Raw genomic sequence first — 26,638 nt, 5'->3', positions numbered from 1 at the left:
GAAATATAAATAACTCAGGAATTTTCTTGAGTTATTTTTTTTATATTTTTCACGCAATTATAGTTTTTGTAAAATACTATCCTTATTGATGCTTTAAATGCATTAAAAGCCATATATTTGGCGAATAAAAATAATTCAATTTTATGAAAAAACTCATTACTGCTTTATTTTGTAGTGTTATTGGAGTTTCAGCCTTTGGGCAATGGACTCCAACTGCAATAAATAGAGGGTCAAATGTTGATCCGACAAAATTGCAGCTTCAATACAAGTTAGATCTTGATAAAATTCAAAGTCAACTAAAAAATGCTCAAGAGACAGGTGCCAATTCGAAACCTGTTCAGATCTTATTGCCTAACCTTAGAGGTAAATTAGAGAAGTTTGAAGTTTATAGTTTTCCTGTGATGGCTAAAGAGTTAGCTAGTCAATACCAGTTAGGCTCTTATGTAGGTGTAAGTGTTGATAATCCGAATAAATATCTTCGATTCTCAGTATCACCCACAAATTTTCAATCTACTACTATTATTAATGGACAATATGAGTTTATTGATGCTGAAAAGTCTGACAAGACTGTTTACAGTGTTCACAGTAAATCTTCAGATGCTAAAGATTTTAACTGTAATTCTTCAGAAGATCCGACAGCAGTGAAGCAACTGGGAGAGCTTATGCTTTCTGGTCAGTCATTCAATAATCAAACGGGTAATTTCTCTAAAAATTCTGATAAAAAATACAGAACAATGAGATTGGCTATTTCGGTTACTGGTGAATATACTGCTTTTCACGGAGGTACTGTAGCATCTGCATTATCTGCTATTAATGCTACGATGACCAGAGTAAACTTTGTTTTTGAAAAAGATTTAGCATTACATTTAAATGTTCAAAATTTCCCAGGTATTATTTATACTGATGCTGCTACAGATCCTTATACTGGAAATTTGAATGTTCAATTACAACAGACGTTAACAGCTAATGTTGGGAATGCAAACTACGATATTGGTCATGTATTCAATGCGGCAGGTAACAATGGAAATGCCGGCTGTATCGGGTGTGTTTGTATTGACCCTGCAACACCTACCACGACTGCTAAGGGGTCTGGTTTTACTCAAAGTACAAGTCCTGTAGGTGACACTTTTGATATAGACTTTGTTGCTCACGAAATGGGACATCAACTGGGAGGGAATCATACATTTTCCCATGCTTTAGAAGGTGCAGGTGTTAATATGGAACCAGGTTCTGGATCAACTATTATGGGATATGCAGGTATTACAAATGCAAATGTACAAATGAATTCTGATCCGTATTTTCATGTAGCAAGTATTGTACAGATTCAGAATAATTTGACAAGTAAAACTTGTGATGTTGAAACTCCAATTACAAATAACCCTCCGACAATTGCAGCTTTACCTGCTTACAGTATACCGAAGGGAACTGCGTTTGTGCTTACTGCATCAGCTACAGATCCTGAAAATGATCCAATGACTTATACTTGGGAACAATTTAATGCAGCGGATGTTGCTGCAAATACTAATGCAGATCCCATCACTTTAGCCAATTTAGGAAACACAACTTTTGGTGCTTCTTTCAGATCATTATCTCCAACAACAAGCCCTACAAGATATTTTCCTAAATTATCATCAGTATTGAATGGTGTTTTGGTCAATGCTAATAACAGTTGGGAATCTGTTTCGAACGTAGCAAGAACATCAAGTTTTGCTGTAACAGTAAGAGATAATAACCTGAATCCCGCTCAACAGCAGACCAATTCTGCTCTTCAGACTATAAATGTGGGAGCTGACGGTCCGTTTAAAGTGAGCGATCAAATGCAGTATGGATATACAAATATTGCCTCTCCTATCTTATGGGATGTTGTAAATACGACTGCGGCACCATATAATGTTGCAAACGTTAAAATTGATTATACGTTGAATAATGGTACAACATGGAATGTTTTACTAGCATCTACTGCAAATGATGGTACAGAAAGCTTTACATTCCCAACTTCTTTGAATAATCAAAATATCAAACTAAGAATTTCATCGATAGGAAATGTTTTTTATGCTGTGAAATCTGTTTACGTCACAACAAGTGTAACGTGCGGAACTGCCATAAGTGGAATTAATATTACAAACGTTTCTTCTACAGGAGCTGCTATTGATTGGGCTCCGGTTTCTGGTGCTTCTTCTTATGTAATTAGATATAAGAAAACTACCGAAACTACATGGCAACAAATAACTTCTAATGTAAATAATGTAGTTCTTGCAAGTTTATTGGCAAGTTCAGTTTATGAAGTGCAAGTTGCTTCAGTTTGTGGAACCCAATCTCCATTCTCTGCAAGTACAAATTTTACAACACCTGCAACAACGTATTGTACTATTTCAGCGACTAATTCACCACAATTTGAGTACATATCTAATGTAACTCTTTCTAAGAATGGAATTCCTTTGTTTACAAATACTTCGGGAGCTTCTAACTACACAGATTATACCACAAATACAGCTCTACAATCTAACTTAGCAGTAAATAATTCTTACTCCTTATCTATTGCTGTTACTACACCAGATTATGATGCAGCTGTAGTATTTATTGATTTTAATAAAAATGGTGTTTTTGAAAACTCTGAAAGAGTTCTGAATTATCCTGTAGCAGTTCCTACAGCACCAATTACGGGTACTTTCACAGTTCCTGCTACTGCAATAGTAGATCAGCCACTTAGAATGAGAGTTATATTAGCATATCTTGGACAAGCTAGCGCAGGAGGCTCTATCAATTCGAATTATGCTGGTTGTGGAACAATTAGTTACGGAGAGGCAGAAGATTATAATGTGGTTGTAAGTAGTGCATTAAGTACAAACGAACTAAACATAGTTAAAGATGGTATTCAAATTTACCCTAACCCGGTAAGTGATATTTTAAATGTTACTAAAGTTTCTGACAAAGCAACCTATAAAATTTATAGTGCAGCAGGTCAGTTAGCAAGTAGCGGAAATATTATTGGAGGTAAAATTAATGTAACATCTCTAGTAAAAGGTGCATATGTAATTTCAATAGAAGATAAAGGAAAAGAAAACTTTAACTCTAAATTTATCAAGAAATAAAAATTTAAAGCTTTTAATTCTATTAAATCCTCAGGAAAACCTGAGGATTTTTTTATTATAATGTAACCATAACACGGATTTTGATGACGTTACGATAAAAAAAACATCTAATTATATTAATGAATAATAAAAATTGTTTAGATTTGTAGTTAATCTAAAATTATTAAAATGCCTATGAGGAAATTTTTTACTTTTTTAACTTTTGCTTCTATTACAGGTGAATTCACACGTTTTAGCAGCGTATCGCAAACAATTAATCTAATACACTAATTTATGATTATGTATAAATCTTGTATTCTAATCTATTTAAATCATTAATAAGATGAAGAAAATTTTACTGATTTTTGCCTTTATAACGGCATATTTAACAAATGCGCAGGTCAGCTCATACAGTTTTGCCCAGTCTATAGGAGCTTATACAGCTCTTCCGACTACGTCTGCAACTGTGCTGGCAACGGCAACTGCTTCCAACTCGTTGGATAATGCTGTGTATCCTGTTACTCTTCCATTTAATGTTTCTTTTAACGGTGTGAATTATGCAGCGTTAAATGTTTCAACAAATGGTTTCATAACATTTGGTACTACAGCACCGGGAACTGCAACATATTCTCCTATTTCAAGTACAGAAACTTACACAGGTGCAGTTTCTGCTTGGGGAAGAGATCTTAATGCAATCGCCAACGTTACGAATGTATTCGGAAACGTTAGTTGGGGTGTTGAGGGTACAGCTCCTAACAGAGAGGTTGTAATCCAGTGGACTGATTTTAGACCAGTTTATACCACATCTACAACAAATGCTTATACTTTTTCTTTTCAGATCAGGTTAAGAGAGACAACCAATACAATTGCAGTAGTTTATAAAGCAGGATCTTATCTTGCAGGTACTACAGCAATTAGCAGTACGGTTCAGGTTGGTCTGAGAGGTACAACAAATGCTGATTACAATAATCGTACTAACTCAACGTCAGTACTTTTCACGGCTTCAACGGCAGGAGCTGTAAATACCAGTTCTCAGGCATTTAGTACTACAGCAGCTACTCCTGGTATGTTTACTGATGGACTCACCTATATTTGGACTCCTCCAAGTTGTTTCGCTCCTTCGGGTTTGGTATCAAGTGCCACATCACCTGTAACGGGATCGATAGGTTGGGCAGCACCTTCTACTGTGCCGGCAAATGGATATGAGTATATTGTATCAACTACAAATACAGCTCCACCAGCTGCTACAGCAGGAACTCCAACAACAGCACTTACGGTTCCTATTAATGCACTTACCACAGGTACAACATACTATTGGTGGGTAAGATCAATATGTTCTGGTACGGATAAAAGTACTTGGATAGCAGGTCCGCCGTTTACTCCTGGTCAGATAGGATCTGGAACATTATCTAATGGAAATCTACCAATCTATTCATGTTATGGATACAATTATTCTCAGCAAATCTACACAGCTGCTGAAGTTGGTGGAGCAATTGGTACAAATAATTTTATTACTAAAATTAGATTTTATGTAGAATCTACTGCTACTACCCAGGCTAACTACAACCAGTGGGTTGTTTACATGGGTAATACCACACAGGCTAGTTTTGCAAGCACAACAAACTGGGTTCCTTTATCCGGAATGCAGCAGGTTTATACAGGTACTTTGCCAAACATGACAGGTGGATCTTGGGTAGAACTTACTTTAACAACTCCGTTTGTGTGGAATGGTACCTCAAATATCGTTATTGCAGTAGACGAAAATGCCTCAGGTTATTCTTGTACTCAGAACTGGGGGAATTATGCTGCGGGAGCAAACAGAGGAATTCTTCATTACGACGATACAGTAAATGCTGATCCGAGTTCACCACCAACAGCAAATTCAAGATATTCTGATATTCCGAGAATACAGTTAATTGCACAGCAGTTATTGGCTTGTACTACAGCGCCACCAACAAATATTACCGTAGGACAACTTACGCCAACTTCGGCTGGAGTGTCTTGGACTCCTGCAACAGGAGCTACTTATATTGTTAGATGGAGAACTGCACCTTCTGGCGCGTGGAATCAAATTACCTTGACAGCACCGCTTACGAGCAGTTATACAATTCCGGGTCTTTTAGAGCTTACGGCGTATGAAGTTCAGGTTGCTACAATTTGTGGAGGTACTACAGGTGCATTCTCACCGAGTACTACATTTACAACGCCGGCGATCACTTATTGTACTTCAGGTCCAACAAGTACTACGGTTTATGAATATATATCTAATGTAACAGTTACTCCTACAGGATATGCTCCTATGGTAAGTAACTCTGCAACGCCACCACCATTCTATTCTGATTATACGAATGATCCTACAAGATTAGTTACATTAATCAGAGGAACTTCTAATAATAGTATTTCTGCAACTAAGGTTTGGCCAAATTTCCAGTATGCATCTGGAACAAGAGCTTGGATTGATTTTAACCGAAATGGAATTTTTGGAGATAATCCAAATGAATTAGTTCTTGATTCGCCTTCTAATACGACCTCAATTGTAAACAATCCTAACTTCTCTGTACCAACAGTTGCTCAGGGAGCTTACGCAGGAAACTTAAATGTAAGAATGAGAGTGATCATTCTTGAAGGAGGTGTTCCTAGCCCTTGTGGAGGATTTACTTGGGGAGAAGTAGAAGATTATTCTGTAAGATTGATCGATTTATTACCATGTACTACCGCTGCACCATCAAATATTACAGTTGCTAACATGACGGCTACTACAGCTTATGTATCTTGGTTACCTGCTGCTGGAGCAACTTATCAGGTTAGATGGAGACAGATCGGTCAAACACTTTGGCAACAGCAGCCGGCAGGTTTCGTTACTATTCCTGCAGGTCAAAGTTTCTACACGATTACTGGTTTAACTGAACAAACAAACTATGAAGTTCAGGTTAAAACAATTTGTAACGGAACAGCTGGAGCTTTTGGTCCTTCTGTGAATTTCACAACACCACCGTTGACATATTGTCCAATGGTAGGAACAGGTACTAACGACTACATATCAAATGTAAAAATTACACCAGTGAATTTCCCTGTGATGGATAATACATCGTTACAGACAAATTATATTAGCTATACCACTCCCGCAACATTAATCAACTTAGAAGTTGGCTCTACAGGAAATCAATTGTCGGTTTCAAAAGCTTGGCAAACCACTACATATGCTGACGCTGTTGATGCTTATATTGACTACAACAGAGACGGAATTTTTGCAGCGAATGAGAAAATCATGACTTCTGCATCAAGTACTACTACTCCTGTAACGGTTACATTTAATGTTCCGCAAGCAGGACCGGCCATCTACGCAGGACCGCTTACTACTACGCTTAGAGTAATTCTGAAAAGAAGTAGCGGATCAGTAATGTGTGTTGATCCTGTAAACGGTGAAGTAGAAGATTATGCAGTGAAATTGAGACCTTGTAGCAATGTAACTCCAACGAACGTTACTGTAACGCCGATCACTCAAAATTCAGCGACAGTCAATTGGACATCTGTTCCAACTAACATCGCATTTGTATTAGAGTACAGAGCAGTTACAAATCCTGTTTCACCTTGGATTACTGTAAATGCTTCAACGTTAACAGGTAACCCTCCGGTACAACTTACTGGTTTAACGCCAGCAACTACATACGAAGTTAGAATTGCTGCAAAATGTGCAACAGGTGGTTTAGGAGCTTATACTCCAGTTAAATTGTTCACGACAAGATGTGATCCTACACCTCCAAATGTGACGGTTACTAACATTACATCTACATCGGCAGTAGTTACTTGGAACCCAATTGTTCCTAGTGCAACATACCTAATTAGATACAGACCGGTAGGTAGTACAACCTGGATTTCTGTGGTAGCTCCGGCTCCGCCAGCTAACTCAGTGACATTAACAGGTCTTTCTTCTTATGTAACTTATGAAGTACAGGTTGCTAATCAGTGTGTGGGTGAAACTACACCAAACCCATGGTCAAATCCTCAGGTATTTACTACAATCAGAATTTGTGAAATACCGCCTCCAGGATTAACGATTACTACGTTGACACCTACAAGTGCAGAAGTAGTTTGGGATGCATTTACTGGTGCAGGTGCTACAGGAAGTTATGTTTTAAGATATAGAAAGGTTGGTATTCCTAGCTGGACGACTATTAATGTTAACACAAACACTTATACAATTACAGGACTTTTAGAATTAACTAAATATGAAATGCAGGTAGCAAACATTTGTTCGGGTACACCGGGCAACTTTACGCCTCCTTATTATTTCACTACTCCTACAATTGTATATTGCCAAATGTCATCAAATAATTCTGCTACAGAATATATTTCAAAAGTAACTGTGACACCAACAGGTAAACCAGAAATGATCAATATTACTACTGCTTCAAATTATTCTGACTACACTACTGTTCAGAATAAATATATTGAAATGGTTCAGGGATCAAATGGTAACTCAATTACAATTGATAAGACATTAACCAATAGTGCAAGTGCCGGAGTAGCGGTTTGGATCGACTTCAACAGAAATGGATATTTCGATATTAATGAAAGAATCCTTGTTGACGGACCAAATACTAACCCAACTGCAAGTGGTACATTTAGTGTTCCTGCAGATGCATTTGTGAGCATGACAGATTACAAATATGTAAGAATGAGAGTTGCAATGCAAAAAGATGGAATTCCTGTAAATTGTGCAAACTTCGACAATGGCGAAGTAGAAGATTATACAGTAAGAATATCTAAACAAGGTGTTGCAAACACAGTTAATCAGACTGATATTTTAATCTACCCGAATCCTGTGACGACTGTACTGAATGTGAAAAATATTAGCAAAAAAGCTAATTACAAAATTTACAGTGCAGCAGGTCAACTGGTATCAAGCGGATTGATTTTAAATAATAAGATCGACGTTAGCAGACTGATCAACGGATTATATGTTATCGACATAGAAGACGTGAAAGGTACTGTACAGAAGAAATTCATTAAAGAATAATAACTTCTAAATAATAGAATAAGCTCTCAGAAATGAGAGCTTATTTTTTTTGCTACTATTGGCAACCAAATAGTCAAAATGAAAAACTCGCTGATTAATCAGCGAGTTTTTCATTTACATTTTATTTTTTACTCAATCTCGAAAATAACTTTTTCGGTTTGTTCTTGAAGATCGTCAAGGTTTGTATTATTGTAAATAATGTAATCAGCAATTTTTATTTTATCTTTTTCAGGCATTTGATTGTCCATTACAGATTCCACCTCACGATAGGTTTTACTATCCCTATCCATCACTCTTTTTATTCTGATGTTATCTTCGGCAGTTACCAATAAAGATTTATAGCATTGAAGATGTAATTTCAGCTCAAACAGTAAAGCCGTTTCTTTAAAAACAAGATATTTTGTCTGCTGAGCAAGCCAATGTTCAAAATCATTTCGAACTGCAGGATGAATGATTGCGTTGAGCTGCTGTAATAATTCATCATTATTAAAAACTTTTTCACCTACAAATTTTCTGTTGTAAAGGCCTTTTTCATCGTACGACTCATTTCCTAAAAGATCCTTAATTCTATATCGTAAATCATCATGATCATTAACAATCGTTTTAGCTCTTACATCCGAGTAATAAACAGGAAAACCACAATCTTCTATAAACTTAGCGACAGTACTTTTTCCGGAACCAATTCCTCCTGTAAGACCAATGACTTTCGGTCCCGAATCGGGTTCAGCTTTTTGTGCTTCTGTATTTAATTCTTCCATTTTTAGTAACCAAAAACTTCATTAAAGCTAAATGTTTCATCCAATCTTACACCCTTTTCAGTCATTTTTAGGCTTGCGAGCTCGTGATGAGCGTCGTGTTCAAAAAACAGCAGATAATCGTTATCCACACATTGTTTTAAGAATTTCGCTTTCTCCTCAACCGTTAGTAAAGGTCTTGTGTCGTAACCCATGACATAAACCTGTGGAATATGTCCGGCGGTCGGAATCAAATCTGCAGCAAAAACAATCGTTTTTTCCTGATACTGAATCACGGGAAGCATTTGCTTTTCGGTGTGACCATCTACAAAGATGACATCCATTTTAAGATCCGGAGAAAAACCATAATTTCCATTAGCTGGAAGTGGCAGAAATCCGAGTTGGCCGCTTTCTTGAATTGGTAAAATATTTTCCTTTAAAAAACTTGCTTTTTCTCTTGCGTTTGGCTCTGTCGCCCACTTCCAGTGATTTTCATTCGTCCAGAACTGAGCATTTTTAAACGCAGGTCTGTAACCAGATTTATCGTCATTCCATTCGATCGCGCCACCGCAGTGGTCAAAATGTAAATGCGTTAAAAATACATCGGTAATATCATCCTTAACAAAACCAAATTTGTTTAGATTCTTATCTAAAGTATCATCGCCCCACAGAGAATAATGGCCAAAGAATTTATCATCCTGTTTATTTCCTAGACCGCAGTCTACGAGAATTAATTTTTTCCCATCTTCAATTAGTAAAGATCGGGTTCCCAACTCAATTAAATTTTTCTCGTCTGCCGGATTGGTTTTTTCCCACAGACTCTTCGGGACGACTCCAAACATCGCTCCGCCGTCGAGCTTGAATTTTCCGCATTGGATAGGATATAGTTTCATATAATTTTTGTTATTTTAATTTATTGATTTCATTTTATCAGCAATTTTTCTGCTGTTTTCATCGCCGAATTGTTCCAGATTAGAAATAATATTTTGATAATCTGCTTCTTTTCTGTTTTGAGACAGTTTTTGATTGATATAAATTTCGGTAGGAAATATTTTAATTCCGAAAGCACCTTTCATTTCCTTTTCTACAAATTCTTTACCCATATCCTTTACGAATACCGGGCATTTCTGAGTTTGCTCGTATTTTGTAGTTAGTTTTTCAAGATGATTATAAAGTTCTTCCTTATTCATGAGTTTAATTTTCCCATAAATTTGAACAGCCTCATAATTCCAGGTAGAAACATTCAAATGATTATACCAGCTGCTTGAGATATACGTGTGCGCTCCTAAAAAATCGCATAGAACTTCATCCTCATCCAGCAGAATTTTTGCCTGCGGATTGGCTTTAGAAATATGGGTTTCAATATAAATTTTCTCTGGATCATCTTCGTTAAGCATCATCATAGAATGCGTTGCTCTAATTTTATCCTTTGACGAAATCAATAAAGCAAAAGCATTTTCTTTGATGATTTCTCTCATCAAATGATCATCTTCACTTCGGTAAATTTTAGGTATAAACATATTAAAATAATTCTCCCGGATTTCTCGGTATCGCAATATTTAAATGACGATAAGCTTTTTCTGTCACTTCTCGTCCTCTTGGCGTTCTGATGATAAATCCTTCCTGAATCAGAAACGGTTCATAAACTTCCTCCAAAGTCTCAGGATTTTCTGCAATTGAAGTTGCCAACGCAGAGATTCCTACAGGTTTCCCTTTAAAGTTTTCAATCATGACACGCATGATTTTATTATCCATTTCATCCAAACCAAATTCGTCTACATTTAAAGAATTTAAGGCATAAGTAGTGATGTTAATTTCAATTTCACCATTTCCTTTTATTTCCGCAAAATCACGAACTCTTCTCAATAAAGCGTTTGCAATTCTCGGTGTACCACGACTTCTTCTGGCAATTTCAATTGCGGCATCTTCATAAATCGTCACACCCAAAACTCTTGCACTTCTGATAATAATTGTTGAAAGTAATTCAATCGAATAATATTCTAATCTGCTCTGAATCCCGAATCTTGCCAACATTGGTTTTGTCAGCATTCCACTTCTGGTCGTTGCTCCAACTAATGTGAAAGGATTTAAACTGATCTGAACGCTTCTTGCATTCGGACCCGTTTCCAGCATGATGTCAATCTTATAATCTTCCATTGCCGAATAAAGATACTCTTCTACAATAGGAGAAAGTCTGTGAATTTCATCAATGAAAAGCACATCATTCTCTTCTAAATTGGTCAGTAAGCCGGCTAAACTTCCTGGTTTATCTAAGACAGGACCAGAAGTAATTTTACAATTCACTCCCAATTCGTTGGCTATAATATTTGATAGCGTAGTTTTTCCTAATCCCGGCGGACCATGCAAAAGTACATGGTCGAGCGCGCCACCACGATTTTTGGCAGCAGCTACGAAGACTTCGAGATTTTCAAGTGTCTTTCTTTGTCCGGCAAAATCTTTGAAACTCTGCGGACGAATTTTCTCTTCCTGTATCAGTTCGTCATCGGAAAAATTTTCCTTATCAGGATGTAAAAAATCTGGCATTAATTCATTTCATTTACTTCAAAGATAGGGAATTTAGGTTTAGGCGGAGACTGAGATTGAGAAAAATTCTCCCTGATTTTAAGGTTACAAATCTGAAGACACATCATTTAGCAAATTGATATATTTTAAGTATTTTTGAGAGAGAAAAATTCAGCGTTGCGAATTTGGCCTCAACATCAATCTTAACCTTAATTTAATGAAATTAATTGGACCTTTCAAGCAAGTTGTAACACTTGCCAATCTTCCGCTAAGAGGAAAACTTTCTGACGAACAACTCGAAATTATTATTGATGGAGGAATTATAGTCGGTGACAATACCATCCAAAAAGTAGGAAATTTTGAAACTTTAAAATCAGAAAATCAAAATATAAAAATCGAAGCAGTTGAAGGTGATCAGATTGTTCTTCCGGCTTTTGTAGACTCACATACTCATATTTGTTTCGGTGGAAACCGGGCGAATGATTTTGCTATGCGGAATGCAGGAAAAAGCTATCTGGAAATTGCAGAAAACGGAGGAGGAATCTGGAGTTCGGTACAACATACCAGAAATGCCTCAAAAGAAGAATTATTAAAGACTTTATTAGAAAGAATAAATATTTTAATTGATTTAGGAATAACAACCATTGAAGTAAAAAGCGGATACGGTCTGGATGTTGAAAATGAATTAAAAATGCTTCGAATCATTAAAGAAGCTCAGTCTCAAACACGGGCAACTTTGGTTCCTACCTGTTTGTCTGCGCATCTGAAACCTAGGGATTTTGATGGAGATAATAAAGCTTATTTGAATTATATTTTAAATGAAATTTTACCCAAAGTAAAAGAAGAAAACCTTGCTAAAAGAGTAGATATATTTATTGAAAAATCAGCATTTCAACCGGAGGAAAGTAAAGAATTCTTGTTGAAAACTAAAGATTTAGGTTTTAAAATTACAGTTCATGCAGATCAGTTTACAGCAGGAAGTTCAAGAATAGCAGTAGAAGTTGGAGCTCAATCGGCAGACCATCTGGAAGCAACAATTGATGAAGATATTGAGTTTTTGGCTCAATCGGATACAGTTGCAACTGCGCTTCCTGGGGCAAGTTTAGGCTTAGGTGAAAAATTTACTCCTGCTAGAAAATTATTAGATGCAGGTGCAATTTTAGCAATCGCAAGTGACTGGAATCCCGGATCTGCTCCGATGGGAAATTTAATTACACAGGCTTCTATTTTAGCAACATTCGAAAAACTGACGACAGCAGAAGTTTTGGCGGGAATTACTTTTCGCTCTGCTTATGCTCTGGGTCTGGAAGACAGAGGACGATTAGCAGCCGGACTTAAAGCTGATTTTGTGACCTATAAAACAGATAATTTTCAGAATGTTTTGTACAATCAGGGAAGTTTAAAAGCGCAGAATGTTTTTATAGATGGTGTGAAAGCAAAATAAGTATGGGAATATTTAATAAAGTTTTTGGAAAGAAGGAAGAAGAGGCTGATGCTGAAATTCAAACCTATCAGGATTTCTGGAACTGGTTTTTAACGAAAGAAAAAGATTTTCATGAGACTGTGAAAAATCAAATCGGTATTGAAACTGATTTTTTTGATTTGATGGCCGCTCAACTGCGCAAGATTAATGAGGGTTTTTACTTTCTTGCCGGGATGACAGACGATGAGACCGTAGAATTGATTATTACTGCAGAGGGCGAAATTAAGAATATAGTTTTTGCAGAAGAAATTATTGCTGCCGCTCCCAAATTACATAACTGGAAATTTACGGCACTAAAACCGGAGATGAATATGGACAGCGGTATTCGGATGGAAGACCATGAATTTACTACAGAAAATATTCATTTTTATGCTAATGAAATCGAAGGTTATCCGGACGAGATCGACATTACATTTGTTTACGATCATCTGAATTCCGAAAATAAGAATTCTGCAGTAACAGGAGTCTGTATCTTTTTAGATAATTTTTTAGGTGAACTAAATTTTGCCACGCAGATTGATACATTTAATGTCATCGGAAAAAATGAAGCAACAAAAGATCTCATTCCTGTAATTAAATTAAAAGACTTTTTGCAGTGGAGGGAAAGAGAATTTACAGAGAAATATAAAAACATTAAAAACTTCGACGAAGAAGATAGATTCTCAATTTTTGAAGCGAGTCTGCAAAACGGTTTTCCGCTCATTGCTGCAATCAATACTTCACTATTATAATACGACTCAAAGGCTTCTTATCCGTGGATTTCAGTTCTGAAAATACACTACAATGTAGAAAATAATAACGGTCTTCCCGAGAAGCATGACTACGATCTACTCACTGATATGGAAGAAAAACTGATCGCAGAACTTAAAAATGGAAACGGTCATTTATACATTGGCAGGGAAAGTGCAGATAGTATTAAAGAGACTTATTTTGCAAGTAAAGATTTCAGAGAGCCATCCATAGTTTTTCAGAAGATAATTAAAGATAATCCTGAATACAAGATGACGCTGGAAATTTACAAAGACAAATACTGGCAAAGTTTCGAACGCTATAACATCAATCAAAACAATTAAAAATTATGATCTGGCAAGGAAGATTAGACGGAGAAGAACCATTATATCACAGACTTTTTCAGCGTGTGCAGGAAGCAGAAAATCACGATCTTATTATAACTAATGATTTCGTTTTACACGGTTTTGCAGTAGATGAAGGTGTGATAAGAAATAAAGGTAGAGAAGGTGCAAAAGATGCTCCCGATCTTATCAGAAAAAATATGGCAAATTTCCCAGTCATCATGCCGGATTTTTCGATGCTTGATTTTGGAAATGTTACTTGTGATGATGGAGATTTAGAACAAGCACAGCAAAAACTATCTGAAAATGTTTCCAAAGTAATGGCCAAAGGTGCAAGATCTCTGGTTTTAGGCGGTGGTCATGAGGTTACATTTGCTCACTATTCCGGTATTAGGAATGCTTTTCCCGATAAGAAAATAGGGATTATTAACATTGATGCACATTTTGATAACCGACGACCTGAAGATGGAGTAGGAGCAACCTCCGGTACTGGATTTTGGCAGATTGCTCAGGAACAGAACAATCATACGCTTCATATTGGAATTCAGAGAAATTCAAATACTTTAAAATTGTTTGATACCGCTCATCAGCTTGGTATGAAATATATTTTGGCAGACGAACTTTTTTTTGAAAATCTACCGTCAGTTTATGAGCGTATTGATGAACTCTTAGAAATGGTAGATATTCTTTATCTTACTATATGCATGGATGTTTTTAATACTTCAATCGCACCCGGAGTTTCTGCAGCGGCATACAATGGGATTTTTGCAGATGCTGCATTTATGCACTTTTACAAACATATTTTAAAGAGCGAAAAGCTTGTCGCATTGGATGTAGCAGAAGTTAATCCTCAATTTGATATTCAGGAAAGAACAGCTAGATTGGCAGCTAGTCTTGCGAATGAATGGTTGATGATTTAATTTCAGTAATTCTTTAATAGATAGTATCATCTTTTTGATAACCATGAAGGAATGTCTTTTGTTGGTTTGATAATGCCTTATCCAGAGGTTTAGAAATTCATTATTTGAATTTAAATGGAATAATACAATGGAAAAATTAATAGAAAGCAAGTTGATAAAAGCGGATAGTGCTTTTAAACAATGGAAAAATATAACGTTTGAAGAACGACAAAGGCTGATTGCAAAAGCTGCGGAATTGTTCAGAAGTAGATCTGAAGAATTCGGTACAATAATAACGAAAGAGATGAATAAGCCCATTTCGCAATCTATTGCAGAAGTTGAAAAATGTGCTGTGATGATGGCTTATTACGCTAATGCCGAAAATGTTTTGAGTCCTGATAAGATTGAATCTGAATATCAAATTTCAGAAATTCACTACGTACCGAAAGGAGTAGTTTTAGGAGTGATGCCTTGGAATTTTCCTTTTTGGCAGGTTCTGAGATTTGCGATACCCACAATTTTAGCCGGAAATACAGTTGTTTTAAAGCACGCTTCAATCTGTTTTGGAAGCGGAAATGCTATTGAAGAAACGTTGTTAAAAGCTGGTTTTCCTGAAGGCGTTTTTCAAAATCTGGAAGTCGGACACAAAGAAGTAAAAGAAATTCTTGAACATCCGACTGTTAAAGCAGTAAGTCTTACCGGAAGTGAAAAAGCCGGCGCAGAAGTCGCGTCAATTGCCGGACAGAAAATCAAAAAGTCGTTGCTGGAGTTAGGAGGAAGTGATGCTTTTATTATTTTGGATGATGCCGAATTAGACGAAGCTGCGAAAGTTGGTGCTTTGGCAAGACTTCAAAACTGCGGACAGACTTGTGTAGCTGCCAAAAGATTTATTATTCAGAAAAATATTGAATTTGATTTCTTACCAAAATTTATTGAAGAATATAAAAAATATGTTCCCTCAGATCCTATGAATAAGGATACAAAGATTGGTGGGATGGCAAAAGCTGATTTGGCTGAAGATTTAGAAAAACAATATCAGAAGGCTTTAGATAATGGTGCGGAAGCGATTATTCCTCTAGAAAGAATTTCTGAAACTGAATTTATTCCAGGTTTAATTACTGTGAAAGAAGGAAATCCTATATTGCAAGAGGAATTGTTTGGACCGCTCGGGATGATTATGATTGCCGAAAACGATGATGAAGCTTTAGAAATGGCAAACAATATTCCGTTTGGACTTTCAAATTCTGTGTGGACAAAAAATGCAGAAAGACAAAAATTTTTCATCGATGGGTTGGAATCTGGAACTGTGAACATTAACAGGATGACCAGCTCTGACCCTCGTTTTCCGTTTGGAGGAACAAAATCTTCAGGTTACGGAACTGAACTTTCTTTATTAGCTTTAAAAGAATTTGTTACCGCTAAAACAATCTTAGGAAAATAAAAATATAAAAAAAAACTCTCGATATTCTCGAGAGTTTTGCTTTTATATAGAAAGAGATTAAATGGTTGTTAATCTCAAAGTATTCGTTTTTCCGCCTTCGTACGAAGGTGTAGCATTAATGTTGATGACAAAGTCGCCGGTTTCAATATAACCGTGATTGTGCGTCAACATATTCACCTGAATGATAGTTTCATCCGTAGATTTATGCATGTCGTAATAATAAGCACGAACTCCCCAAAGTAGATTTAGCATTGTAATAACACGCTTGTTGGCACTGTAAACGATGATATGAGAATTGGGTCTGTGAGCAGAAATCTGGAATGCTGTATATCCTGAATTTGTAAGTGTAACGATTGCAGAAACATTGGTGCTTTTTGCAATTCTTACGGCAGCAAGGCAGACTCTGTTTGTAATAAATCTTTCGTCTATACAGTTGAAATCTTTTTCGATCGGCTCGTTTTTGTGCTGATAAAAATTTGTCTGTTCGATATTCTGAACAATTTTCGCCATATTTTCTACCACCTGAATAGGATATCTACCTACAGACGTTTCACCGGAAAGCATCACTGCGTCAGCTCCATCCAATACAGAGTTGGCAACATCATTTACTTCAGCTCTTGTTGGTGTTAAACTGTTGATCATCGTTTCCATCATCTGAGTAGCAATAATTACCGGCTTAGAGTAGAATCTCGCTTTCTCAACCAGAGTTTTCTGAATCGCAGGAACTTCTTCCATCGGAACCTCTACTCCAAGATCACCACGGGCAACCATCAATCCGTCGCATTCTAGTAATATCTGATCAATATTTTTTACACCTTCAGGTTTCTCAATCTTTGCAATAATAGGAGTTTTCAGTTTTCCCTTTGGATGCTTAGAAATCAATTCTTTCAAATCGATGATATCCTGTGCGTGACGTACAAAAGAAAGGGCAATCCAGTCCACTTCCATATCCAGCATAAAGTTGGCATCAAGAATATCCTTTTCAGTCAGTGCCGGAAGCGAAACATTGGTGTTAGGAAGATTAACTCCTTTTTTAGAACTCAGTGGTCCACCCTGGATCGTTTTAGCCTTTACAGTATCTATTTTGTTGGTTTCAAGAACTTCCAAAACCAATTTACCGTCATCAATCAAAATTCTTTCACCAACATTTACATCTTGAGGAAACTGCTGATAAGTCATATAAACTTTTGTTGAGTCACCTTCGATCTTTTCGTTTGTAAATGTCAAGATATCTCCTGGGTTCAAATATGAACCTTCTTTTACAACACCAACTCTAAGTTTAGGCCCCTGTAAATCTGCCAGAATACCAACAGAATATCCATACTCTTTATTTAGTTCTCTAATGCTTTGAATATTGGTACGAACAAGATCGTAGTCGGCGTGCGAAAAATTTATTCTAAATACGTCAACACCGGCTTTCATCAATCCCAACATCACTTCCTTCGAAGAGGAAGCTGGCCCAAGCGTTGCAATAATTTTTGTCTTCTTTAAATACTTATTCATAATATTGTATTATTTGATAAAGTTCTTCTTCGGAACTCAAATTGTAATCTTGAATTGGAAACACAAGATTTTCAGGCAGCAAAATTACGGAAAAATCAGGGAATTGTTCCGAACTGTGCAGAATATATTCCACTTCTGTCTGATTATTTAATAAAAATTTAATGTTATCTTCTTCTGCGAAGAGTTCAGTTTGTAATTTTTTTTGATTACTTTCTGAAGATTTGTTTGCTATGAATGTGAAGCAAGTCTTTGTATACTTGTGGTATCCTTCATATCTTGGAAAAAAATAATCATAGTAAATGCCGTTAAAAACGAGATCTTTAATTCTAGAAAATTTAAGATCGTTATTGATATTTATTTTGAAAAAAAACTCGTGATCGGGTATATTTTTGGCTAATCTCACCAAACCTATGGTGATATCTTCAAATTCTATATCGTCTAGATCATACAGTTTTTGGATTTCCAAGTATATTTTCTTTTTTATTCAAAATATAAAATGCTCTCTGCGCTGCTTTTTCTTCTGCTTTCTTTTTAGAAGTTTCTGTGGCGTTGGCGATTTTTTCTTCGCCCAACCATACATGACAGCGGAAAACAATACTTTTGTTCACCTGAATTTCTTCACAGGTTTCGTACTTAATGTTGAGCTTTTTCTTTTGGCTCCATTCAAGTAATAGACCTTTATAGCTTACAATTTTGTTTTCAAGCTTGTTGATTTCTGATGGAGTAAGAAGTCTTTCCAATACGATTTTTTTACATGTATCATATTGAAAATCTAAGTAAACAGCACCAACCAGGGCCTCAAAAAGATTTCCGGCAATATTTTCTCCTAAAGCAACAGTATTGTTGTTTTTCTGTAAAAGGTCGGTAAGTTTTAAATCTTCTCCTAATTTATTCAGGTTTTTCCTATTTACAATCTTAGATTTCATCTGAGTCATATATCCCTCGTTTCCTTTAGGATAGGTACTGAACAAATGGCATGAGACGATTGTACCCAAAACAGAATCTCCCAAAAACTCCAGCCTTTCGTAATTACTGTCTTGATTTTTAGAAGAACTTTTAATAGAAAATGCTTCGCGGTAAAAGTCTATATTCTGAACAGGGATGCCTAAAATTTTATTAAGCTCAATGCTCAGAAAGTAATCTCTTTCCGTTAATACTTTTTTTCTTTGTTTGAGAAGGAATTTAGAAAAGTATTTCTGTAACTCCATTCATTTGATAATTAGATTTTCTTGAAAAGAACGCAAGCATTATGCCCACCAAACCCAAAAGTGTTACTCATAGCTACTTTCACATCTTTCTTTACAGCATTATTGAATGTAAAATTCAATCTACTGTCGATTTTTTCATCATCGGTAAAATGATTGATTGTAGGAGGAACAATACCATGGATGATAGATCCCAAAGCAGCAATAGCCTCAATAACTCCGGCTGCACCCAAAAGGTGACCTGTCATTGATTTTGTAGAATTAATCTGAATGTTATAAGCGTGCTCACCGAATAATTTAGAAATTGCACTAGATTCTGCCTGATCTCCTAATGGAGTAGAGGTACCATGCATATTGATATGGTCTACTTCATCAGCAGTTAAACCTGCATCTTCCAAACAATTTTTCATTACTAAATAAGCTCCCAAACCTTCAGGATGCGGCGCCGTCATGTGATGTGCATCAGCACTCATACCGCCACCTAATAATTCTGCATATATCGTTGCACCACGTTTTAACGCGTGTTCATATTCTTCAAGAATAATTGCTCCTGCACCTTCGCCCAAAACAAAACCATCTCTGTCTTTGTCAAAAGGCCTTGATGCTGTTTTCGGATCATCATTTCTTGTTGAAAGTGCCATCATCGCATTGAAACCACCAACGCCACTTGCTGTAACGGCAGCTTCTGAGCCTCCGCAAACAATAACGTCTGCCTTTCCCAGCTGGATCAGCATTTTAGAATCAATCAATGCGTTTGCAGATGAAGCACAAGCAGAAACCGTCGTATAATTGGGACCGTGGAAACCATACTCTATAGAAATATGTCCAGGTGTAATATCCGCAATCATTTTCGGAATAAAAAACGGGTTGAATCTAGGAATATCTGTGTTTGCCCACCCTAAAACCTCAGTTTCAAAAGTTTCTAAACCACCAATTCCTGAACCCCAAATTACTCCGACTCTGTGTTTATCTACATTGTCTTCCATAATCCTGGAGTGAGCAATTGCCTCACGAGCAGCGACCATCCCAAGTTGAGTGTTACGATCCATCTTTTTAGCATCTTTTTTATCAAAGTGCTGTAAAGGATCGAAGTTTTTCACTTCGCAGGCAAATCTTGTTTTAAAGTTTGTGGCATCAAAAAGAGTAGTCGGAGCGGCTCCGCTCTCACCTTTGATAAGGTTTTCCCAGTATTCATTCGCATTATTACCGATGGGTGTTAAGGCGCCAAAACCGGTTACAACTACTCTTTTTAATTCCATAAACTTTGTAAATTTCTTATTGAAGAATATTATTTATTTACTACTTCTTCAATGTAAGCAATCGCGTGCCCTACAGTAGTAATTTTTTCAGCTTGGTCATCAGGGATCTGAATGTTAAATTCTTTTTCAAATTCCATGATTAACTCAACGGTATCAAGTGAGTCAGCTCCTAAATCATTTGTGAAGCTAGCCTCTGGAGTTACCTCTGTTTCTTCAACGTCAAGCTTATCAGCGATGATAGCTTTTACTCTTGATGCAATGTCTGACATAGTAAATTATTTTTTTAATTGTTAGATTGTGCAAATATATAAAATTCCTGACGATAAAACATTTTTTTACTCTTTTTTGTCCTCCAAAAGAGCTTATTTTATTGTCTTAAACTTTATTATTTTCGTTTTCAACGGTTTATCATTAAATTTAAATGTAATTTTCCGTACCAGAATTTTATTTTTCGTCTAGCAAAATATATTAGTTTAAATTTTTATTAAAATCTCAAATAGGATTAATTTTTTTGGGCTTCATCTGAGTGAAGAGAAATCTGTAATGGATTCGATACTTAGCTCATTGTTGACCTTATTAATAGTAACCAGATTCTTTTCTATATATAAATCTCAACAATCTTAAACTAGACTGGCTTTTGAAATTCTATATCTTATTAAGGTTTATTATAAAAATGAGCAATTCCTTTTTCTATTTTATCTTAAAAATAAAAAATACCAACATTACTGTTGGTATTTTTTTGTTTTTAATGTAATAGTTCTAGTTTGCTTTCAACTCTTAGTCAAGTGGTTTTCTTCCGCTAATAATATTGTAAAGAACCACAATAATGGCAATTACCAGTAATACATGAACTAATGAACTTGTACCAATTCCAGGTACTACATTCAGCATTCCTAATAGCCAAACAATGATACAAATAACTGCGACTAACCATAGTAAACTTCTCATAATAATTATTTTTTGGGTGTTATAATTTTATATTAGCATATACTGTGCCTTTTTTACAACGATAATTAAATTATGATAAAAATAAGATAAAAAAAGAACTCAGTTTTCCTGAGTTCTTTTTAGTTTTAATGTGGAGTTGGAGGGATTCGAACCCTCGTCCAAACAAGCAATACATAAGATTTCTACATGCTTATTTTACTATTGATTTTCGAGCTTAAGCAGAGAGCAAACACCCAACTTAAACCTTAGCTTCTGAAATTTTCGAGTCTTGGTCAAAGCTCCCAAAACCTTATTTCTGCATTACTATATCTCAGAATCAAACGCCGCAGAACAGAGCATTTGTGAGACATCTTGCTTCCTTACTATCTTCGGGAAAGCGCTTGAATCTTACTTTATTCGGATTAAGCTGCAAGAGCGAACTCTTCGTTGCCAGTTAAAAGTTTGTAGCAAGGGATTAAAGAGATCGCGCTACGGTTCTCTGCATGCTTACTTACCCATTGGTCTTGCTGTCGAAACCAGTCAACCCCATGTTTAGCAATGCAAATATACGATATTTTGTTTAAATTTTTTTCATTTTGAAAGATACTATCTAAATTGATGACGAATAATATCAATTTAAATTTAAAAATAATTTGGTAATCAGGAAAAAAGTTATATTTTTGCAATCCAAAATGAGATGTAAATTATGTTAATAATACCTGTAAAGGATGGTGAATCCATCGATAGAGCACTTAAAAAATACAAGAGAAAATTTGATAAAACTGGTACAGTTCGTCAATTAAGATCTAGACAAGCTTTTATTAAGCCTTCTGTAACTCTTAGACAATCTAGACTGAAAGCAGCTTATAAGCAAAGAGGATTAAGCAAGGAAGAACAAGCTTAAGAAATTTTCTTAATCACATACTAAATCACTTCTTAAATAGTTATATTTGAGAAGTGATTTTTTGTTTTATATAATTATGCGGGAGAAATTTTTAGACTATTTACAGCTCGAAAAGAGGTATTCGCCTCATACTATAACAAGCTACCGTAGAGATCTCGACGATTTTTATTCATTTTACCTTAAAACAGAAGGTTCAGAAAATGTAATGAATGCTGATAAAAAAGTAATCAGAAACTTCATTGTTGAATTGAGCGAAAACAGTATTTCTAAAAGGACGATTAACAGGAAATTGTCATCACTTCGAAGTTTTTATCTATTTCTCTTAAGATTGGGCGAAATCGAAATTTCACCTCTGGAAACAATCAACTCTCTGAAATTTTACGCTGAAAAACAAATTCCCATGTCTCAGGAAGAAATGCAGAATCTTCAGGACGATATTTTAGAAAAAAGTAATGATATATTAGATCGCTGCATCATAGAAGTTTTGTATCAAACCGGCATACGAAAGGCTGAACTTTGTGGCTTAATATTTGAAAGTGTAAATCTAGAAGTTCAACAGCTCAAAATCTTAGGAAAAGGAAATAAAGAAAGATACATTCCCATATCCGAAGATTTGGCTAAATTGCTTTTAAAATATCTACAAATACGAAAACCCTTGGAAGAGTATAGGTCTTATTTTTTTGTAAATAAGAAAGGTAAAAAACTCACTGAGAAATTTGTTTATGTGGTAGTTAATAAGTACCTTAGTCTTGTTACTTCGAAGGAAAAAACCAGTCCGCATATTCTTAGACATAGCTTTGCAACACATGTTTTAGATAACGGAGCTGAAATTTCTAAAGTAAAGAAAATATTAGGGCATTCTAGTCTTGCAAGCACACAGGTGTATACCAATGCCAATATAGAACAGTTGAAAAAAGTGTTTAATCAGGCTCATCCAAGAGCTGTCAAAAAAGAAGAATTATGAAGATTTCAGTACAAGCAATCGGCTTAACTCCGCACGAACCGCTAGAGTCACATGTTGACAAAAAAGTAAGTAAGCTTAATACGTTTTATGACAAGATTCAGGAATGCAAAGTGTTTTTGAAAGTTGAAAATAATTCTGATAAGGCCAACAAAACAACAGAGCTTATTTTGGTTGTTCCGGGCGAAGATATTGTAGTAAAAAAGACAAGTTCGAGTTTTGAAGAAAGTTTAGATCAATGCGTGGATGCCGCTAAGAAACTGTTAATCAAGAAAAAAGAATTAGCTTAAAAAATAAAGTAAAAAAAGTTTACCAAAAAGTTTGAGATTTCAAAAAATCTGTTCTATATTTGCACTCGCAAAAAGGAACATCGATCTTTTGAAATCTTTTTTATTTTGCCTCCATAGCTCAGTTGGCTAGAGCAGCTGATTTGTAATCAGCAGGTCGTGGGTTCGAGTCCCTCTGGAGGCTCAATTTAATATAAAATATCTGGGGAGATTCCAGAGTGGCTAAATGGGACTGACTGTAACTCAGTTGCTTCGGCTTCGCAGGTTCGAATCCTGCTCTCCCCACATTTTATATTAAAAAAAGTCTTGCAGGTTTAAAAGAATTTTTCTAGATTTGCAGACCGTTACCAATGATTTTGGAAACAAAATTGCGGAAGTAGCTCAGTTGGTAGAGCGTCAGCCTTCCAAGCTGAATGTCGCGAGTTCGACCCTCGTCTTCCGCTCAATTTCACACCGCTTCTGGCGTGATTTTTTTTAACTGCTGATGCAGCACAGAGTAGAATTTCTCTGATAGCTTTCAGTTTTTATTAAATTGCCTCCATAGCTCAGTTGGCTAGAGCAGCTGATTTGTAATCAGCAGGTCGTGGGTTCGAGTCCCTCTGGAGGCTCAATTTAATATAAAATATCTGGGGAGATTCCAGAGTGGCTAAATGGGACTGACTGTAACTCAGTTGCTTCGGCTTCGCAGGTTCGAATCCTGCTCTCCCCACGTTTTATATTACAAAAAATGTTGTAGATACAAAGGTTTGTTCCTAAATTTACAAAGCGTTTACCAATAGTTTTGGAAACAAAATTGCGGAAGTAGCTCAGTTGGTAGAGCGTCAGCCTTCCAAGCTGAATGTCGCGAGTTCGACCCTCGTCTTCCGCTCAATAAAAAATCACGCTTTCAGTGTGATTTTTTATTTAAGGCCGACTTAGCTCAGCGGTAGAGTGCTTCCTTGGTAAGGAAGAGGTCACGGGTTCAAGTCCCGTAGTTGGCTCACTTCTTATCCCGATTTTTCGGGATTTTTTTTTGAGGATTTTTAGATGATGACACTCCGCAGCAGAGCCTCTTAAATAATTTCTTTAAAAACAGTCAATTCTTATAAGTTATTAAACGTATTTTAAATTTAATTATTTTTTAATTAATCATAATACAAAAAGCAAAAGTATTTCAGACGGCAGTTCTACAGATAATAATTTTTAACATTTCAAAAAAACTCCGGGGTTGAGATGATTTCTTGACGAATGCTTCATTATTTTTTTTGCTAAATTCGTAACAAATAATTTTTGATGAACATTCTCCTTTTGGAAGACGATCTCATTCTCTCCGCAGAACTGAGTAAATTTTTAGAATCAAACCATTTTTCGACCGACAGAATTTATGACGGAGAAACTTTGTTGCGCCAGATAAAAAACAATTCCTATGACCTTTTTCTTTTAGATATTAATGTTCCTAAAATTAACGGTTTAGATGTTTGTCAGACGATACGAACTTTTGATAAGAGTACACCGATCATTATTATTTCGGCTTATGGTGATCTCTCAGATAAGAAAGATGCTTTTACAAGATTGGCAGATGACTATTTAGTTAAACCTTTCCAGTTTGAGGAACTTTTGCTGAGAATAAATTCGCTTTTGCGAAGAAAAATGCCGTCAGAAAGTGCTGATCTGGATATTATCAGAATAGACGATTTAATTATCAATAAGACCGAGCACAAAGTTTTTCGTGCGGGAAACGAAATTGCTCTTACCTTAAAAGAATTTCAGTTGCTGACGTATCTTGCAGAAGCACAAGGGCGAACGGTTTCTAAACAGCAAATTACAGAAAATGTTTGGGAGCATAATTTTAATACCAATACAAATACGGTCGAAGTTTATATCAATTTTCTCAGAAAAAAGATAGATAAAGATTTTAAAATTAAGCTTATCCACACGCGTTCAGGTTTCGGATATTATCTAAATCCTTTATAGATGTCTTTAAAAAGGAAAATTGCGCTTACGATCAGCATTTCGTTCTCATTACTTTTTGGTATTGTTCTCATTATTATTTATGTTTCTTTTAATGATTTCAGGAAAGAAGAATTTCGTGAAAGATTTGTACGGAGATTAGATTTTACGACAAATTTCATATCAAAATCTAAGAATTTTGAGGAAGAAGCTCCTATTTTTTTTAATGAAAACTCGGATAACATACTTTTGAACGAAACCATTCTTATTTTTAATTCAAAAAAAGAGCTCATTTACAGTACGGTAAAAGATAGGGAAGTCACTTGGGATAAACATTTGCTGGAAGAGGTAGATCAGAAAAAGTCTGTACATCTTGAGAAAAAATATCCCGAAGTTTATGCGGCATTACGAAACATTAATGGTGAAAATTACTACATCCTCACAAGTGCTTTTGATACCAATGGGCAGTCAAAATTAGACTATCTAAAATATCTTTTGATCACAGCTTACATTACCTGTACCTTACTTATAGGTTTTTTCAGTTACTATTTTATGGGACGGTTTCTTCGTCCGTTGGAAGATCTGAATAATGAAATTTCTGAAATTACAGCCCACAAACTTACTACTCAGGTTGTCGTAGAACAGTCGAATGATGAAATAAGTATTCTGGCGAGATCTTTTAATACAATGATCATGCGGCTGAACGATGTTTTTCAGTCACAGAAAGACTTTACAGCAAGTGCTTCCCACGAAATTCGGACTCCGATCACGAGAATGGCTTTCCAGCTGGAAAATTTAATTAAGCTCGAACAGCATGCTCCGGAAACGTTATCAGCATTAAAACAGATGCTGAAAGATGTCTACCAACTTTCAGATCTTACGAATTCTCTTTTGCTTCTGACTAAATTTGACAAAGAAAATATTCAGACAATTTATGAAGAAGTAAGGATTGACGAGGTGATTTTTGAAGCTTTCGAGCGTGTTCAAAAAAGTTTTCCTAATCTTACGATGGATTTTCTGATCTCAGAAAATACTTCTGACCAATCTTTTCTTACCATCAACGGAGTTCAGTCATTACTCAACATAGTTTTTATTAATCTTTTTAAAAATGCTGCCGTATATTCTGACAATGCTGAGGCTAAAGTTTTAATTACAGAAACAGAATCTCAACTTACTGTTGACGTTGTTTCAGCCGGGAACACAATTTCACCAGAAGAACAGCCAAGACTATTCGATGCCTTTATGCGCGGAAATAATTCTCAAAATATTACAGGTTCAGGGCTCGGACTAAGAATTGCAAAAAGAATCCTGGAGTATCATAATGCGAAAATTATATACAGTTCGGCCACACAACGTATGAATAAATTTAGCGTTACTTTTAATAAATAGGTATTAAAAGATTAAGATTTAAGAATATCA

22 protein-coding genes, 7 tRNA genes and 1 other RNA gene are annotated in these 26,638 nt (G+C 35.8%); 19 read left to right on the top strand and 11 right to left on the bottom strand.

Features of this window, described 5'->3' with window-relative positions:
• The first annotated feature begins 143 nt into the window (after positions 1-143).
• Together PGH12_RS10000 and PGH12_RS09995 are read left to right on the top strand one after the other, a co-directional pair.
• Positions 144-3,092, top strand: a complete 2,949-nt coding sequence (locus tag PGH12_RS10000; RefSeq protein ID WP_267599476.1) for a reprolysin-like metallopeptidase — start codon at positions 144-146, stop codon at positions 3,090-3,092.
• 322 nt (positions 3,093-3,414) lie between these two features.
• Entirely contained in the window at positions 3,415-8,091 is a 4,677-nt protein-coding gene (locus tag PGH12_RS09995) for a fibronectin type III domain-containing protein (protein WP_267599477.1), read from the top strand.
• Between the two features lie 128 nt (positions 8,092-8,219).
• On the opposite strand, the gene coaE is transcribed toward PGH12_RS09995, so the two are convergent.
• Genes coaE through ruvB form a run of 4 tightly spaced genes read right to left on the bottom strand, consistent with a single transcriptional unit; the run spans position 8,220 to position 11,369 of the window.
• Positions 8,220-8,849 (bottom strand): dephospho-CoA kinase, encoded by a 630-nt coding sequence (gene coaE, locus PGH12_RS09990; protein ID WP_267599478.1) that lies wholly within the window; start codon positions 8,847-8,849, stop codon positions 8,220-8,222.
• 2 nt (positions 8,850-8,851) lie between these two features.
• Positions 8,852-9,718, bottom strand: coding sequence for an MBL fold metallo-hydrolase (locus PGH12_RS09985; protein WP_267599479.1), 867 nt, complete (start codon positions 9,716-9,718; stop codon positions 8,852-8,854).
• Positions 9,719-9,733: 15 nt separating this feature from the next.
• Entirely contained in the window at positions 9,734-10,345 is a 612-nt protein-coding gene (locus PGH12_RS09980) for an FMN-binding negative transcriptional regulator (protein WP_267599480.1), read from the bottom strand.
• Between the two features lies 1 nt (position 10,346).
• Positions 10,347-11,369, bottom strand: coding sequence for a Holliday junction branch migration DNA helicase RuvB (gene ruvB, locus PGH12_RS09975; RefSeq protein WP_267599481.1), 1,023 nt, complete (start codon positions 11,367-11,369; stop codon positions 10,347-10,349).
• Between the two features lie 196 nt (positions 11,370-11,565).
• Between ruvB and hutI the strand changes: the two genes are divergently transcribed.
• From hutI to PGH12_RS09950, 5 genes are all read left to right on the top strand, one after another.
• Entirely contained in the window at positions 11,566-12,792 is a 1,227-nt protein-coding gene (gene hutI / locus PGH12_RS09970) for an imidazolonepropionase (RefSeq protein ID WP_267599482.1), read from the top strand.
• Positions 12,793-12,794: 2 nt separating this feature from the next.
• Complete coding sequence (locus PGH12_RS09965) at positions 12,795-13,562, top strand: hypothetical protein (protein ID WP_267599483.1); 768 nt, start codon at positions 12,795-12,797, stop codon at positions 13,560-13,562.
• Between the two features lie 27 nt (positions 13,563-13,589).
• Entirely contained in the window at positions 13,590-13,904 is a 315-nt protein-coding gene (locus PGH12_RS09960; protein ID WP_267599778.1) for a DUF695 domain-containing protein, read from the top strand.
• A gap of 5 nt (positions 13,905-13,909) precedes the next feature.
• Positions 13,910-14,824, top strand: a complete 915-nt coding sequence (hutG, locus tag PGH12_RS09955) for a formimidoylglutamase (RefSeq protein ID WP_267599484.1) — start codon at positions 13,910-13,912, stop codon at positions 14,822-14,824.
• Positions 14,825-14,951: 127 nt separating this feature from the next.
• Entirely contained in the window at positions 14,952-16,244 is a 1,293-nt protein-coding gene (locus tag PGH12_RS09950) for an aldehyde dehydrogenase family protein (protein WP_267599485.1), read from the top strand.
• 57 nt (positions 16,245-16,301) lie between these two features.
• Here the strand turns inward: PGH12_RS09950 and pyk are convergent, their stop codons facing one another.
• The 7 genes from pyk to ssrA all read right to left on the bottom strand — a co-directional run bounded on the left by pyk (position 16,302) and on the right by ssrA (position 21,686).
• Positions 16,302-17,747, bottom strand: coding sequence for a pyruvate kinase (pyk, locus tag PGH12_RS09945; RefSeq protein ID WP_267599486.1), 1,446 nt, complete (start codon positions 17,745-17,747; stop codon positions 16,302-16,304).
• Positions 17,740-18,213, bottom strand: coding sequence for an IPExxxVDY family protein (locus PGH12_RS09940; RefSeq protein ID WP_267599487.1), 474 nt, complete (start codon positions 18,211-18,213; stop codon positions 17,740-17,742). Before PGH12_RS09940 ends, pyk begins: the two co-directional genes overlap by 8 nt.
• Positions 18,191-18,955: a ribonuclease III gene (rnc, locus tag PGH12_RS09935; protein WP_267599488.1), complete on the bottom strand. Its 765-nt coding sequence runs from the start codon at positions 18,953-18,955 to the stop codon at positions 18,191-18,193. The genes PGH12_RS09940 and rnc overlap by 23 nt, the downstream gene beginning before the upstream one ends.
• Positions 18,956-18,966: 11 nt before the next feature.
• Positions 18,967-20,211, bottom strand: a complete 1,245-nt coding sequence (gene fabF, locus PGH12_RS09930) for a beta-ketoacyl-ACP synthase II (RefSeq protein WP_267599489.1) — start codon at positions 20,209-20,211, stop codon at positions 18,967-18,969.
• Between the two features lie 29 nt (positions 20,212-20,240).
• Positions 20,241-20,480, bottom strand: a complete 240-nt coding sequence (locus PGH12_RS09925) for an acyl carrier protein (protein WP_002976354.1) — start codon at positions 20,478-20,480, stop codon at positions 20,241-20,243.
• Between the two features lie 508 nt (positions 20,481-20,988).
• Positions 20,989-21,159, bottom strand: a complete 171-nt coding sequence (locus tag PGH12_RS09920; RefSeq protein ID WP_117584646.1) for a lmo0937 family membrane protein — start codon at positions 21,157-21,159, stop codon at positions 20,989-20,991.
• Between the two features lie 128 nt (positions 21,160-21,287).
• Positions 21,288-21,686: a transfer-messenger RNA gene (ssrA, locus tag PGH12_RS09915) on the bottom strand.
• A gap of 158 nt (positions 21,687-21,844) precedes the next feature.
• Here ssrA and rpsU point away from each other — a divergent pair.
• The 12 genes from rpsU (at position 21,845) to PGH12_RS09855 (ending at position 26,608) form a co-directional block, all read left to right on the top strand.
• Positions 21,845-22,042 carry a 30S ribosomal protein S21 gene (gene rpsU / locus PGH12_RS09910; protein WP_034723363.1) on the top strand — a complete coding sequence of 66 codons (198 nt, stop codon included), beginning with the start codon at positions 21,845-21,847 and terminating at the stop codon, positions 22,040-22,042.
• 76 nt (positions 22,043-22,118) lie between these two features.
• A complete protein-coding gene (locus PGH12_RS09905; protein ID WP_267599490.1) occupies positions 22,119-23,006 on the top strand; it encodes a tyrosine-type recombinase/integrase in 888 nt (295 codons plus the stop codon).
• Positions 23,003-23,293, top strand: a complete 291-nt coding sequence (locus PGH12_RS09900; RefSeq protein ID WP_267599491.1) for an HPF/RaiA family ribosome-associated protein — start codon at positions 23,003-23,005, stop codon at positions 23,291-23,293. Before PGH12_RS09905 ends, PGH12_RS09900 begins: the two co-directional genes overlap by 4 nt.
• A gap of 107 nt (positions 23,294-23,400) precedes the next feature.
• Positions 23,401-23,474 (top strand) — tRNA-Thr (locus PGH12_RS09895).
• 20 nt (positions 23,475-23,494) lie between these two features.
• Positions 23,495-23,575, top strand: a tRNA-Tyr gene (locus PGH12_RS09890).
• Between the two features lie 85 nt (positions 23,576-23,660).
• Positions 23,661-23,733: transfer RNA gene (locus PGH12_RS09885), tRNA-Gly, on the top strand.
• A 91-nt stretch (positions 23,734-23,824) separates the two neighbouring features.
• Positions 23,825-23,898, top strand: a tRNA-Thr gene (locus PGH12_RS09880).
• Between the two features lie 20 nt (positions 23,899-23,918).
• Positions 23,919-23,999, top strand: a tRNA-Tyr gene (locus tag PGH12_RS09875).
• 86 nt (positions 24,000-24,085) lie between these two features.
• Positions 24,086-24,158 (top strand) — tRNA-Gly (locus tag PGH12_RS09870).
• A 40-nt stretch (positions 24,159-24,198) separates the two neighbouring features.
• Positions 24,199-24,270, top strand: a tRNA-Thr gene (locus PGH12_RS09865).
• A gap of 292 nt (positions 24,271-24,562) precedes the next feature.
• The gene (locus PGH12_RS09860; protein WP_267599492.1) at positions 24,563-25,243 is read left to right on the top strand and encodes a response regulator transcription factor; all 681 of its coding nucleotides are present in this window, start codon (positions 24,563-24,565) and stop codon (positions 25,241-25,243) included.
• Positions 25,244-26,608, top strand: coding sequence for a sensor histidine kinase (locus tag PGH12_RS09855; RefSeq protein ID WP_267599493.1), 1,365 nt, complete (start codon positions 25,244-25,246; stop codon positions 26,606-26,608).
• Positions 26,609-26,638: the final 30 nt, after the last annotated feature.

Origin of the sequence: Chryseobacterium sp. CY350 (genome assembly GCF_027945075.1) — a bacterium.
GTDB lineage: Bacteria > Bacteroidota > Bacteroidia > Flavobacteriales > Weeksellaceae > Chryseobacterium.
Note: the sequence above shows the minus strand (reverse complement) of the source record. Positions and strands in the feature narration are given on the sequence as shown.

Bases quoted from the DNA above. Each gene is read 5' to 3' on its own strand.
- PGH12_RS10000 (WP_267599476.1), top strand. From the start codon at position 144: ATGAAAAAACTCATTACTGCTTTATTTTGTAGTGTTATTGGAGTTTCA.
- PGH12_RS09995 (WP_267599477.1), top strand. From the start codon at position 3,415: ATGAAGAAAATTTTACTGATTTTTGCCTTTATAACGGCATATTTAACA.
- coaE (WP_267599478.1), bottom strand. From the start codon at position 8,849: ATGGAAGAATTAAATACAGAAGCACAAAAAGCTGAACCCGATTCGGGA.
- PGH12_RS09985 (WP_267599479.1), bottom strand. From the start codon at position 9,718: ATGAAACTATATCCTATCCAATGCGGAAAATTCAAGCTCGACGGCGGA.
- PGH12_RS09980 (WP_267599480.1), bottom strand. From the start codon at position 10,345: ATGTTTATACCTAAAATTTACCGAAGTGAAGATGATCATTTGATGAGA.
- ruvB (WP_267599481.1), bottom strand. From the start codon at position 11,369: ATGCCAGATTTTTTACATCCTGATAAGGAAAATTTTTCCGATGACGAA.
- hutI (WP_267599482.1), top strand. From the start codon at position 11,566: ATGAAATTAATTGGACCTTTCAAGCAAGTTGTAACACTTGCCAATCTT.
- PGH12_RS09965 (WP_267599483.1), top strand. From the start codon at position 12,795: ATGGGAATATTTAATAAAGTTTTTGGAAAGAAGGAAGAAGAGGCTGAT.
- hutG (WP_267599484.1), top strand. From the start codon at position 13,910: ATGATCTGGCAAGGAAGATTAGACGGAGAAGAACCATTATATCACAGA.
- PGH12_RS09950 (WP_267599485.1), top strand. From the start codon at position 14,952: ATGGAAAAATTAATAGAAAGCAAGTTGATAAAAGCGGATAGTGCTTTT.
- pyk (WP_267599486.1), bottom strand. From the start codon at position 17,747: ATGAATAAGTATTTAAAGAAGACAAAAATTATTGCAACGCTTGGGCCA.
- rnc (WP_267599488.1), bottom strand. From the start codon at position 18,955: ATGGAGTTACAGAAATACTTTTCTAAATTCCTTCTCAAACAAAGAAAA.
- fabF (WP_267599489.1), bottom strand. From the start codon at position 20,211: ATGGAATTAAAAAGAGTAGTTGTAACCGGTTTTGGCGCCTTAACACCC.
- PGH12_RS09925 (WP_002976354.1), bottom strand. From the start codon at position 20,480: ATGTCAGACATTGCATCAAGAGTAAAAGCTATCATCGCTGATAAGCTT.
- PGH12_RS09920 (WP_117584646.1), bottom strand. From the start codon at position 21,159: ATGAGAAGTTTACTATGGTTAGTCGCAGTTATTTGTATCATTGTTTGG.
- rpsU (WP_034723363.1), top strand. From the start codon at position 21,845: ATGTTAATAATACCTGTAAAGGATGGTGAATCCATCGATAGAGCACTT.
- PGH12_RS09905 (WP_267599490.1), top strand. From the start codon at position 22,119: ATGCGGGAGAAATTTTTAGACTATTTACAGCTCGAAAAGAGGTATTCG.
- PGH12_RS09900 (WP_267599491.1), top strand. From the start codon at position 23,003: ATGAAGATTTCAGTACAAGCAATCGGCTTAACTCCGCACGAACCGCTA.
- PGH12_RS09860 (WP_267599492.1), top strand. From the start codon at position 24,563: ATGAACATTCTCCTTTTGGAAGACGATCTCATTCTCTCCGCAGAACTG.
- PGH12_RS09855 (WP_267599493.1), top strand. From the start codon at position 25,244: ATGTCTTTAAAAAGGAAAATTGCGCTTACGATCAGCATTTCGTTCTCA.